Annotated in this window: 11 protein-coding genes; 10 read left to right on the forward strand and 1 reads right to left on the reverse strand. The window is 72.5% G+C overall.

Going from position 1 to position 12,154, the window contains the following annotated elements; translation table 11 throughout:
• Positions 1-17 precede the first annotated feature (17 nt).
• The 5 genes from ACH4G3_RS25605 (at position 18) to ACH4G3_RS25625 (ending at position 4,378) form a co-directional block, all read left to right on the forward strand.
• Complete coding sequence (locus ACH4G3_RS25605) at positions 18-1,052, forward strand: sugar kinase (RefSeq protein WP_397626681.1); 1,035 nt, start codon at positions 18-20, stop codon at positions 1,050-1,052.
• Entirely contained in the window at positions 1,049-1,810 is a 762-nt protein-coding gene (locus ACH4G3_RS25610) for an IclR family transcriptional regulator (protein WP_020272057.1), read from the forward strand. Before ACH4G3_RS25605 ends, ACH4G3_RS25610 begins: the two co-directional genes overlap by 4 nt.
• The gene (locus ACH4G3_RS25615) at positions 1,807-2,217 is read left to right on the forward strand and encodes a RidA family protein (RefSeq protein WP_397626682.1); all 411 of its coding nucleotides are present in this window, start codon (positions 1,807-1,809) and stop codon (positions 2,215-2,217) included. The genes ACH4G3_RS25610 and ACH4G3_RS25615 overlap by 4 nt, the downstream gene beginning before the upstream one ends.
• Positions 2,218-2,321: 104 nt before the next feature.
• On the forward strand, positions 2,322-3,800 hold the full coding sequence (locus tag ACH4G3_RS25620) for a GntP family permease (protein ID WP_397626683.1): 1,479 nt from the start codon (positions 2,322-2,324) through the stop codon (positions 3,798-3,800).
• An 83-nt stretch (positions 3,801-3,883) separates the two neighbouring features.
• Entirely contained in the window at positions 3,884-4,378 is a 495-nt protein-coding gene (locus tag ACH4G3_RS25625; RefSeq protein ID WP_397626684.1) for a hypothetical protein, read from the forward strand.
• A 12-nt stretch (positions 4,379-4,390) separates the two neighbouring features.
• On the opposite strand, the gene ACH4G3_RS25630 is transcribed toward ACH4G3_RS25625, so the two are convergent.
• Positions 4,391-5,743, reverse strand: coding sequence for a M14 family metallopeptidase (locus tag ACH4G3_RS25630; RefSeq protein WP_397626685.1), 1,353 nt, complete (start codon positions 5,741-5,743; stop codon positions 4,391-4,393).
• 264 nt (positions 5,744-6,007) lie between these two features.
• Between ACH4G3_RS25630 and ACH4G3_RS25635 the strand changes: the two genes are divergently transcribed.
• The 5 genes from ACH4G3_RS25635 to ACH4G3_RS25655 all read left to right on the forward strand — a co-directional run bounded on the left by ACH4G3_RS25635 (position 6,008) and on the right by ACH4G3_RS25655 (position 12,151).
• The gene (locus ACH4G3_RS25635; protein ID WP_397626686.1) at positions 6,008-8,719 is read left to right on the forward strand and encodes an ATP-binding protein; all 2,712 of its coding nucleotides are present in this window, start codon (positions 6,008-6,010) and stop codon (positions 8,717-8,719) included.
• The gene (locus ACH4G3_RS25640; RefSeq protein WP_397626687.1) at positions 8,716-9,627 is read left to right on the forward strand and encodes an anti-sigma factor RsbA family regulatory protein; all 912 of its coding nucleotides are present in this window, start codon (positions 8,716-8,718) and stop codon (positions 9,625-9,627) included. The genes ACH4G3_RS25635 and ACH4G3_RS25640 overlap by 4 nt, the downstream gene beginning before the upstream one ends.
• A gap of 81 nt (positions 9,628-9,708) precedes the next feature.
• A complete protein-coding gene (locus tag ACH4G3_RS25645; protein ID WP_020272064.1) occupies positions 9,709-10,191 on the forward strand; it encodes an ATP-binding protein in 483 nt (160 codons plus the stop codon).
• A 187-nt stretch (positions 10,192-10,378) separates the two neighbouring features.
• Positions 10,379-11,695 carry an Nramp family divalent metal transporter gene (locus ACH4G3_RS25650; protein WP_397626688.1) on the forward strand — a complete coding sequence of 439 codons (1,317 nt, stop codon included), beginning with the start codon at positions 10,379-10,381 and terminating at the stop codon, positions 11,693-11,695.
• Positions 11,696-11,761: 66 nt separating this feature from the next.
• Positions 11,762-12,151, forward strand: a complete 390-nt coding sequence (locus ACH4G3_RS25655) for a hypothetical protein (RefSeq protein WP_397626689.1) — start codon at positions 11,762-11,764, stop codon at positions 12,149-12,151.
• Positions 12,152-12,154 lie beyond the last annotated feature (3 nt).

A 12,154-nucleotide genomic window follows, 5' to 3' on the forward strand; every position in this document is an offset into this window, starting at 1 on the left:
GAGGAGCTACGAGCATCGTGACCCCCACCGGACCCTGCAACGCCCCCGACGTCGTGGACGTCGTCGCGCTCGGCGAGTCCATGGTCACGTTCCTGCCGTCACAGCCGGGACGGCTCGCCGACGTCCCCTCCTTCGACCGGGGCATCGGCGGCGCGGAGTCCAACACGGCGTGCGTGCTGGCCGCCGCCGGACACTCCGTGCGGTGGGTCAGCCGGGTGGGGGACGACCCGTTCGGCGACCACCTGGTCGAGGCGGTCGGCGGGTACGGGGTCGACGTGGCTTACGTCCGGCGCGACCCCGCCCGCCCCACCGGCATCTACTTCCGCACCGCCGGGGACCGGGCCACCGACGCCCACGAGGTGGCGTACTACCGGGCCGGGTCAGCGGCCTCGGCCATGTCGGCCGGCAACGTGGACCTGGACGCGGTCCGTGCCGGCCGCGTGCTGCACCTGTCCGGGATCACGGCCGCGCTGTCCGGGACCTGCCTGGACCTGATGCGCGAGCTGACCGCGCGCCGGCCCGGCCGCCCCCTGGTCTCCTTCGACGTCAACCACCGGCCCGGACTGTGGGGCGACACCGACGCCCCGAAGGTGCTGCGGGACCTCGCGCGGGGCGCGGATCTCGTGTTCGTCGGGCAGGACGAGGCCTGGGGACTGCGCGGCGCCGAGGCCGTCCGCGCCGCCCTTCCCGAACCCGAGGTGCTGGTCGTGAAGCAGGGCGCCGTTGGAGCCACCGTCTTCGAGAAGCGGGACGTCACCTTCGTGCCCGCCCCGCGGGTTGACGTCGTCGCCGCCGTCGGCGCCGGGGACGCCTTCGCCGCCGGATTCCTCTCCGCCACCCTGCGCGGACTGCCCGTCCGCGACCGGCTGCGGCACGGGCATCTGCTGGCCGCCGCCGCGCTCACCGCCCCCGGCGACCTCGCCGCGCCGCCCGCGCGACAGCACGCCGACCGCCTCGCCGCCCTGGACGACGCCGCATGGGGGAGACTGCGACTCGGCCCGGGCTGGACCGATGACACACAGCGGGCCCCCGAGGAGGTACGTACGCCATGAGCCAGACCGTCGACCGCGCGCTCAGCATCCTGCCGCTGCTCGCCGAGGGCCCCGCCGACCTGGGGCAGGTCGCCGACCGCCTCGGCGTGCACAAGTCCACGGCCCTGCGCCTGCTGCGCACCCTCCACGAGCACGGCCTCGTCTACCGCCAGTCCGACCAGCGCTACCGCCTCGGCGCCCGCCTCTTCGCCCTCGCCCAGGAGGCGATGGAGAACCTCGACGTCCGCGAGATCGCCCATCCCCACCTGGTCCGCCTCAACGAGAGCTGCGGGCACACCGTGCACCTCGCCGTGTACGAGGAGAACGAGGTCCTCTACATCGACAAGGTCGAGAGCCGCTACCCGGTGCGGATGTACTCCCGCATCGGCAAGCCCGTCGCCATCACCGTCGCCGCGGTCGCCAAGCTGCTGCTGGCCGACCTGCCCGAGCACGAGCGGCGGGCCGTGGCGGAGAAGCTCGACTACCCGACGTACACGTCCCGTTCGACACCGAACGCCGGCGCGTTCCTGCGCGAGCTGGAAAAGGTGCGCGAACAGGGCTGGGCCACCGACCTCGGCGGCCACGAGGAGTCCATCAACTGTGTCGCCGCGCCGATCCGCGGCGCCGACGGCCGGGTCGTCGCCGCGATGTCGGTCTCCGCGCCGAACGTCGTCGTCACCGCCGACGAACTCCTCACCCTCCTGCCGCTGGTGCGCCGTACGGCGGACGCCATCAGCGGGGAGTACTCCGGCAGAACACCAGTGAAGGGCACCGAATGACGGACAAGACCGCACTCACCCCCAAGACCCACACCACGCCGCCGGCGAAGTTCTCGCACGGCGTGAAGAAGGGCAACATCCTCCAGGTCGCCGGCCAGGTCGGCTTCCTGCCCGCCGAGGAGGGCAAGCCGCCCACGCCCGCCGGGCCGACCCTGCGCGAGCAGACCCTCCAGACCCTCGCCAACGTCAAGGCCGTCCTCGAAGAGGGCGGCGCCGGCTGGGACGACGCGATGATGATCCGCGTCTACCTCACCGACGTGGACCACTTCGCCGAGTTCAACGAGATCTACAACGCGTACTTCGAGGAGCAGGGCCTGACCGGGCCGCCCGCCGCGCGCACGACGGTCTACGTCGGCCTGCCCGCGGGTCTCCTCGTCGAGATCGACGCGCTGGCCGTCCTCGGCTGACCCACCCCCACTCCCGCACGTCCGTGAGACGCGGCGCCCGCGATGCGCCGCGTCGCGCTCCCCCCTACCCAGAAGCTGCATGCATTTACGTAGAGGACCCCCGAATGTCCCATCCGCTCGCCGCGTCCGCCCCAGCCGAGACCCCACCCCACACCGGAGGCCTGCTCCTCCTGGTCGACGGTACGGCCGGACTCCTGCTCACCGCCGCGCTCGGCATCGGGCTGCTGCTGTTCCTCATCATCAGGATGAGACTCCAGCCGTTCGTCGCCCTGCTCGCGGTCTCCATAGCCGTCGGCCTCGCGGCCGGCCTGTCGGTCACCGAACTCTTCGGCACGGTCCAGAAGTCGGACGCCGTCTCCACCATCGAGTCCGGCATGGGCGGCATCCTCGGCCATGTCGCGATCATCATCGGCCTGGGCACCATGCTCGGCGCGATCCTCGAGGTCTCCGGCGGCGCGGAGGTGCTGGCCGGCCGGCTCCTCGGCCTCTTCGGCGAGAAGCGAGCCCCGCTCGCCATGGGTCTCACCGGCCTGATCTTCGGCATCCCGGTCTTCTTCGACGTCGGCATCTTCGTCCTGGCGCCGATCGTCTACGCCGCCGCCAAACGCTCGGGCAAGTCGATCCTGCTCTACTGTCTGCCCCTGCTCGCGGGCCTCTCCGTCACCCACGCCTTCCTGCCCCCGCACCCGGGCCCGGTCGCCGCGGCCGGCCTCCTCCACGTCGACCTCGGCTGGGTCATCCTCATGGGCATCGTCTGCGGTCTGCCGGCCGTGGTGGCCGCGTGGGCGTACTCGGCGTGGATCGGCCGCCGCATCTTCGTCGCCGTGCCGCAGGACATGGTCGAGGCGGCGGAGGAGGCCAAGCAGGCCGTCGTCGACGAGCAGCGCGCCGCCGGGGCGGAGCCGCGCGAGCAGCCGGTCCCCCTCGGCACGGTCCTGGGCATCATCGGCACCCCGCTGGTCCTCATCCTCGCCGCGACGTTCTCCTCGATCGCCCTGGACCCCTCCACCCTCCGCTCGGTGATCGAGTTCTTCGGCAACCCGTTCGTGGCGCTCACCCTCGCCCTGTTCCTCGCGTACTACCTGCTGGGCATCCGGCGCGGCTGGTCCCGCAAGTCGCTGGAGACGGTGTCCACGGCATCCCTGAAGCCGGTCGGCAACATCCTGCTCGTGGTCGGCGCGGGCGGCATCTTCGGGGCCGTCCTCAAGGCCAGCGGTGTCGCCCAGGCCCTCTCCGACACGTTCAACGACGTGGGCCTGCCGGTGCTCGTCCTCTCCTACCTGATCTCCGTGGTCCTGCGCGTCGCCCAGGGCTCGGCGACGGTGGCGATCGTGACGACGGCGGGCATCGTGGCGCCCCTCCTCTCCGAGGGAGACCACTCCCAGGCCTTCGTCGCCCTGGTCATCATGGCCATCTCCGCCGGCTCCATCTTCGCCTCGCACGTCAACGACGGCGGCTTCTGGATGGTCGCCAAGTACTTCGGCATCAGCGAACGGGACACGCTCAAGTCGTGGACCGTGCTGGAGAGTGTGCTGTCGGTGGCGGGGTTCGCGGTGGCGGCGGTACTGAGCCTGTTCGTGTAGGCGTCCTGTTTCGTGTAGGCGTCTTATAACGAAGTCGGGGCTGGCTGTGTGCGGCACAGGTTTGTCGACCATACTGCTCCGCTGTGGAGCAGCGCATAGGTTCGAGCAGCCAGCCCCTGGAGGGCGCCGGATTCGACCCGGCCTTCATCCCCGGGCTCACGTCACCCGCGTCGGCAAGGACGGAGGACGACGGGCCGGAGAAGGAGCCCGAGGCCGCCGAGGCCGAGGAGTCCGCCCCCGAGCCGGAGGAGACGGCCTCGCCCTCCGAGCCGGAGGAGGACGCCGATGTCGACGGCCCCGTCTTCGAGGCGTCCGACCGCCGCGCGAGAATAGTCGCCGACCACCGAGGCGTACGCCTGTCCCTGGACGACCAGGAATGCGAGTTCCGCTGGGACGAGATCGGGGCGGTGGAGACGGAGACCGCCCGCTTCGGCAAGCGCTACACCGTCACCGTCCACACCCCTGACCGGCGCTGGTACCCGATCGAGATCGAGGCGCCGGCCAGGAGCCGTTTCACGGAGTGGGACGAGCAGTTGGACGCGGTACTGGACGCCTACTTCGAGGAAGACGCCGAGTAGCCGGCCGGGCGACTACCGGCAGTACTGGGCTTCCTTCCCGATGGCCCGGTACATGCAGTCCGCGTTCTCCAGGAGTTGCAAGACCGCGTCGCGGTTACGGGAGGTCTCCCGCTCGATCACCTCGTCGGGCGGGTAGAACCCGCCACCGCCGGACCTCGGATACATCTCGAAGGTGTACCCGAAGATCTTGTGGGCGCCCCAGAGGTAGTCGTCGATCGACCCGTCCGTGATGTACAGGTCGCTGGACTGCTCCGCCGTGTACCCGTTGCTCGCGGCCATCTTCTGCCCGACCGCCTTGAACGCCGCGTTGTCGTCCGCGGTCATGCCGGTGGTCGTGTCGGAGTACGTGTAGCCGAACGGCCACAGCACCAGCTCGCTGTACGTGTGGAAGTCGACGCCGGCCTTGATCTGCTGCACGCCGCCGACGACCCGGCTGCGCACGAAGTCGGCGACGACCTTCACCTCGGGCGCGGACTCGGCCGCCGTGCCGCGGTAGGTGTCGGAGGAGGGTGAGCCCGAGGAGCCGCCGCAGCAGCCCCAGCGGTAGTTCCAGTTGCGGTTGAGGTCGGTACCGACGTACGAACTGCCGCTGTTGGGCTGGCGGTTCTTGCGCCACGAGCGGTACGACCCGGTCGCGATGTCGTACTCGCCGCCGTCCGGGTTGATGTCCGGGACGATCCAGATCTCACGGTTGTTCACCATGCCGGTGACGCGCGAGTCGGAGCCGTAGTCGGAGGTCAGCTCGCGCAGCAGGTAGAGCGCCATCTCGACGGTGAGGTGCTCGCGGGCGTGCTGGTGGTGGGTGAACAGCACCTCCGGCTCGGCCTCGTCGCTGCCGACGTTGTCGCTGATCTTGACGGCGACGATGTCCCGGCCCTGGTACGACTTGCCGATCACGCGCCGGCTCGCGATCGACGGGTTGGCCGAGACGATCGAGTTGATCTCGCTCGTCATCTCCGCGTAGTTGTGGTAGCGCGAGTCGGCGGACGGGAAGTCGAAGACCCGGACGTCGTCCTCGCCGGCGGACCGGTCGGGCACCGCGCCGAGCGGGGTGACCTCGTAGCCCAGCGCGCGCAGCTTCCTGATCTGGTCCGCGCGTCCGGAGACGACGACACCGTGGCCGTGGGCCTCGTCCACGGTCACGCCGGTGCGCTGAAGTGCCGTGCGGTCCTCGGCCGTCGCGTGCAGGTGGATCTCGTACTGCCGGACGTCGTCGGCCGACGGCGCCGCCTTGCGGGCGCTGTCGGCGGTGGCGTCCGAGGTGGTCGCGGTCAGGGGCGCCGCGAGGGCGAGTGCGAGGAGTGCGGCGAGTGCGGCGGTGCGTCTGCCGGTGCGGGCACCGGAGCCTCGTATGCGGAGTCGCATGAAGTCTCCTTGTGGGAGGTGGGGTTGTTCCGTGCGACGTACTGGTGCGGGTGGCGCACATCGTTCTGCCAATGGCATGAGCAGGTCAAGACCGAAAGCGGTCGCGCATGGTACGCGGGCGGCGCGGCGGTCGAGCTGTCCTGGTCGAAGTACACCCACGGGTGTGACCCGAGCGTGCATATATGTACGCAGCGGGGGAGAGTGAGGGGTCCGCGCAAGGAGTGTCCGGATCCTCGGACCACACCCCCAGAGGACTGGCTGATCATGGGCGGATCAGCGCCACGACGGGACCACCGGCTGCCGGTCGAGACGACCAGCTTCGTCGACCGGCGTGGCGAACTGACCCAGGGCCGCGAGCTGTTGGCCCGCGCACGGCTGGTGACGCTGACCGGGCCGGGCGGCGTCGGCAAGACCCGGCTCGCCGCGCGCATCGCGGCCCGGGTGCAGCGGGCCTTCCCGGACGGCGTGCGCTTCGTGCACCTCTCCGGACTGCACGACCCGGCGCTCGTGCCGCTCGCCGCCGCCGACGCGCTGGGGCTGCACGACCACTCCGCCCAGCCGCCGCTGGACGCCCTCGTCGAGCAGGTGCGGGACCGGCGGCTGCTGCTCGTCGTCGACAACTGCGAGCATCTGGCGGCGGCGTGTGCGCAGCTCGCCGCGGCCCTGCTGCACGGCACCGAGGGCGTCCGCGTCCTCGCCACCAGCCGGCACCGGCTCGGCCTCACGGAGGAGCACCTGCTGGAGGTGCGGCCCCTGCCGGTGCCCGACCCGGACGGCGACCTCTCCGCCGCCGAGGGCTATCCGGCCCTCACGCTCTTCGCCGACCGGGCCGCCGCGGTCGTCCCCGGCTTCCGCCTCACCCCGGACAACCGCGCCTCCGTGGCCCGGCTGTGCCGCCGCCTGGACGGCCTCCCCCTCGCCATCGAACTCGCCGCCGTCCGCATGCGCGTCCTCGACGTCGACCAGCTGCTGGACCGCCTCGACGACCGCTACCGCTTCCTCACCACCGGCAGCCCCGCCGCCTTGCCCCGCCACCAGACCCTGCGCGCGGCGGTCGCCTGGAGCCATGACCTGTGCACCGGCCCCGAGCAGCTGGTGTGGGCCCGGCTGTCGGTCCTGGCGGGCAGCTTCGACCTGGAGACGGCGGAGGCGGTGTGCGCGGACAGCACCGGGGAGCCGGACACCGGGTGGAGGACGGGCGCGGCACCGGCGGAGGCGCTCCTGCCGGGCGGGGCACGTGGGGCACGACCCGATGTGCCGCCGCCGGGCGGCGCCCGGTTCGCCGACGGCACAGGTGAACGTGCCCTGCCCGTACAGGTGTTCGCGGGGACCGTGACGCTGCCCCAGCTCGACGGCGGTCCGGGGAGCGGCCTGCCGCCCATGCCGGCTCCGGCAGGCCGGCCCGTGCCGTTGCCCGTGATGCGCCCCGAATGCCTGATCGTCCCGAGCCCCGGCGGCGGCCTGACGCTGCCCTCTCCGAGCGCGGGCAGCGAAGCCGACTGGACCCCCCGTCCCGGGGGTCTCCGTGCCGACGAGGTGCTCGACGCCGTCGCCGGGCTCGTGGACAAGTCCGTGCTGTGCCGGGAGCCGGGACCCGGCGGGGTGCGGTACCGGATGCTCGACACGCTGCGGCAGTACGGGCTGGAGCAGTTGCGGCGGAGCGTCGGTGAGGAGGGCGCCGCCCGGCGGCGGCAGCGGGACTGGACGCTGCGGTCGGTCGAGGCGTGCGAGCGCGGCTGGTTCGGGCCCGGGCAGCCGGAGACCGTCGCCCGGCTGCGCGCCGACCGGGACAACCTGCGCGCCGCCCTCGACTTCAGCCTCTCCACCCCGGGCGAGGCGCGCGCCGGGCTGCGGCTCGCCGGCACCCTCTGGTTCTACTGGCACGCCTGCGGCGCACCGCGCGAGGGCCTGTACTGGCTCGACCGGGCCCTGGCCGCCAACCCCGAGCCGACCCCGGAACGGGCCCGCGGCCTCTGGGTCGCCGGGCTGCTCGCCGCCGCCACCCAGGACTTCCCCCGCGGCCGCCGGCACGCCAGGGACGCCCTCGCCCTCGCCCGGCTCCTGGGCGACGCCGCCGAGGCCGCCCACGCCGAGTACGTCATCGGCGTCCTCAGGCTGTTCGGCGACGACCTGCCCGGCGCGCTGCGGCACTTCGAGACCACCGTCGCCCGCGGCCCCGTGCCCGGCCAGCACCTCAGCGTCGTAGGACTCGACCAGGTCGAACTCGCCTGCGCGCTGGGTTTCCTGGGCGAGGCCGACCGGGCCGTCGAGGTGTGCGAGCGGGCTCTCGGACTGTGCGAGCGGCACGGCGAGCTGTGGGTACGGTCGTACGTGCTGCGCATCCTCGCCCTCGCGCACACCGTGCGCCGCGACTGGGCCCGGGCCGAGCGGCACGCCCGCGAGGCCCTGCGCCTCAAGCTCGCCGTCCACGACGTCATCGGCATCGCCCTCACCCTCGACCTGCTCGCGTCGATCGCCACCGAACGCGGCGCCCACCGGCACGCGGCCGTGCTGCTGGGCGGCGCCGACCGGGTCTGGGCCGACATCGACGCCGCCCGCTGGGGCGCGCGCACCCTCAACGCCGCCCGCCGGGACAGCGAGGAGCGGGCCTGCCTGGCCCTGGGACGGGACGCGTTCGAACGGGCCCACCGGCGCGGCGCCGGCCTCGGTCTAGCCGACCTCGTCGGCCAGGCGCTCCAGGAACCGGCCCGCCCGCACCCCCGCGAGTCCAGGGCCCCGCACGACGACACCCCGGTCCGTCTCACCCCCCGTGAGACCGAGGTCGCCCGGCTCGTCGCCGAAGGGCTCGCCAACCAGCAGATCGCCGACCGCCTGGTGATCGCCCGCCGCACCGCCGAAGGCCATGTGGAACGCATCCTCAGCAAGCTCGGCTTCAGCAACCGCAGCCAGATCGCCGCCTGGGTGACCGCCCAGCGCCGGCCCGTCCGCACCGCGAACCCCGAGGGGAACCCATGACCACCCGACAGCCCCCGACACCCCCCGCGTTCGGCCACCGCATGGCCGTCTTCGGCACCGACGACGACTTCGTGGCCGCCGCCCTGCCCTTCCTCGGCGAAGGCCTCGCCGCCCCCGGCGAACCACCCCCCGTGGCCATCGCCGACCCCCGCAACCTGGACCTCCTGCGCGACGCCCTCGGCGCGGACGCCAAGGACGTCACCTGCATCCCGCACACCGACTGGTACACCGGCTCGGCCGCCAACGCCGTCGCCCGGGCGGCCTCCTACCTCACCGCACACGCCGGTCCCGGGGGCAGGATCCACCTCCTCATGGAGCCCGTCTGGAGCGGCCGGGCCGGCCGCTCGGCCCGCGAGACCACCGAGTGGATCCGCTACGAGGCCCTCGCCAACCTCCTCTTCGCGCCCATGGCCACGACCGCGCTGTGCGCGTACGACACCCGCACCGCCGGCCCCGCCGTCGTCGCGGCGGCCCGCCGCGCCCACCCCGACACGGACGTGTACGAGGACCCGGTGCGGCTCGCGGCCGAACTCGACGCCGTACCGCTGCCGCTGCCCCCGGCCGGGGCGCAGCCCCTCCTGGAGCCGCACGCCGCGGCCGTGCAGGCCTGGGCGCAGACCCGGGGACTGCCCACCGCCGACGCCGAGTTGTTCGCCACGGCCGTCGCGGAGACGGCGGCGGCCCTGGCGCCCCTCGACGGCACCGCCCTGCTGTGGGGCGAGGCACCCGCCTGCGTCTGCGAGCTGCGCTCGGCCCGCCCTGTCGGCGACCCGCTCGCCGGCTTCGTCCCGCCACCGCCCGCCGGGCCGGAGCCCGGCCCGGGGCTGTGGTACGCGCGGCAGGTCTGCGCGTACGTGGACATCCGCGACGACGCGGGGGGAGCCACGGTCCGCCTCCAGTACGCGTAAGCCGCCCACCTGCGCAAGCAGGTAGGGGATCGGGTAGTCCTCCCCCTGCGCCCGAGCGGCCCCCCGGGACACCCTGGAGGCATGCTGCAACTCTCCGGGCGCCACCTCCCGGACCCCGACGCCAGGTACGGCCCGTTCCCGCAACCACCCCTGGGAGCCGGCCACCTGAGCGTCGAGTACGCCCCCGAACCCTCCGCCGTCCGCGAGGCACGCGCTCAGGTGCGCAGGCAGTTGGAGGGATGGGGGCTCGCGGAGCGTGGTGAGGTGGCGGACGTGGCGGAACTCCTCGTCGGTGAACTGGCCACCAACGCACTGGTGCACGCCGAGAGCCGCTTCCGGCTCACGCTCTTCGCCGCACACGGCGTACTGCGCTGCGAGGTGGCCGACACCGAGCGCCGCGTGCCCCGGGTGCTGGACGCGGGCACCGGGGAGAGCGGCCGTGGGATGTTCCTGGTGGACGCGCTGGCCCAGCGCTGGGGCTGCCACCGGGACGGGCCGGGCAAGACCGTGTGGTTCGAGCTCGGCACGTGCGGATCGGACGGCTGTGGTCGGCGACAGCCGTGACGCTCCGCTGGGTTCGGCCGTCCCCGGGGCTCGCCCGGCCGCCGGGGGGCCGTTCCCGTCCGCGGGTTCGTGGGGGGCTGGGCGCGCCCACGCGGCGGAGCCGCATGTCGGCACGACCCCGCGCCCCCAGGGGGTTTCCGCTCAGGCCCTCTTGTCGGCCTGGCCTCTTTGCGGTTTGTTGACCTGCATGGCGGACACCACGGGAAACACCACGGAGAAGGCGGCCCACGAGCCCCCTCCGATGCGCAAGGCGAGTTGGAAGTACATCGGCCCGGGCATCGTCGTCGCGGCGACCGGTGTCGGCGCCGGTGACCTGGTCGCCACACTGATCGCGGGCAGCAACTTCGGCTACACGCTCCTGTGGGCCGCGATCATCGGCTGCCTGGTGAAGATCTCCCTGGCCGAGGCGGCGGGCCGCTGGCATCTGTCCACCGGCCGCACCCTGTTCGACGGGTGGGCGAGCCTCGGCCGCTGGACGACCTGGTTCTTCGCCGTCTACGTCGTGGTCTGGGGCTTCGTCTACGGCGCCGCGGCGATGTCGTCGAGCGCGCTGCCGCTCCAGGCGCTGTTCCCCGGCGTGATGGACCTGAAGTGGTGGGGCATCGCCTGCGGCCTGGTCGGTCTGGTCTTCGTCTGGTTCAACAAGTACGCGGTGTTCGAGAAGGTCATGACGGTCCTGGTGGGCGTCATGTTCGTGGTGACGGTGTATCTGGCGATCCGGGTCACGCCCAACATCGCCGACGCGTTCGCGGGCCTCCTCCCGGTGCTGCCCGACGAGAAGGACTCGATCCTCAACACCCTGGGCCTGATCGGCGGCGTCGGCGGCACGATCACGCTGGCGGCCTACGGCTACTGGGTCAACGCCAAGGGCTGGACCGACACCGGCTGGATGAAGGTCATGCGCCTGGACAACCGCGTCGCCTACGCCACGACCGGCATCTTCGTCATCGCCATGCTCTTCGTGGGCGCCGAGCTCCTGCACTCGGCGAACGTCGCGATCGCGAGCGGCGACAAGGGCCTGATCCAGCTGGGCGACATCCTGGAGGACGAGTACGGCGCGGCGACGGCGAAGTTCTTCCTGATCGGCTTCTTCGCCACGTCGTTCACCTCGCTGATCGGCGTCTGGCACGGCGTGAGCCTGATGTTCGCCGACTTCGTGGCCCGCCTGTCGGGCACGGGCCAGGCCAAGGGCGAGGAGGTCGCCTCGGGGACACGCGAACGCTCCTGGCCCTTCCGCGCCTACCTGCTCTGGCTGACCTTCCCGCCCATGATCCTCCTCTTCGAGGGCCAGCCCTTCCGCCTGATCATCATCTACGGCGTCCTCGGCGCGGCCTTCCTGCCCTTCCTCGCCGGCACGCTGATCTGGCTCCTGAACTCCTCCCGCACGCCCAGGGAGTGGCGCAACGGCCCGGTCAGCAACGCGATGCTCGCCGTCGCGGGCCTGCTGTTCCTGGTCCTGTGCGTGAAGCAGATCTGGGACCAGCCGTGGGGGGACTTCTTCTAGGGCGGAGAATGTCTCACCGCAGTACCGAGACGTTCCCAGCAGCAACGAGGACCGAGGACCCGACGGATGTCCCAGCAGTACCCGCCAGCACCCGGCCCCGGCTTCGGCCCGCCTCCACCGCAGTACGCGCCCGCACCGCCCGCGTACGCCCCGGCTGCGCCCCAGCCGGCCCCGGCCGGCCCGGACTTCCTGGCCGTCGACAAACGCAACGCGGTCGTCGTCGACGCGTCCGGCGTCGCCTTCGAGTCGTCCGGGCTCTCGATCGAGTTCCGCTGGCCCGAGATCCGCAGCGTCCACTACCGGGCGAGCCCCAACGGCAAGGCGCTGATGGTCGCCGTGATCCACATGGACGGCAGGTTCTTCGAGTGCGTGGTGGAGGCCAAGCCGAAGTCGCGGCTCCAGGAGTGGTTCCCGCAGCTGGCGTGGGTGCTCGGACACTACCGTCCGATGGGATGAGGG

This window comes from Streptomyces afghaniensis, from assembly GCF_044327915.1.
Lineage (GTDB): Bacteria > Actinomycetota > Actinomycetes > Streptomycetales > Streptomycetaceae > Streptomyces > Streptomyces afghaniensis.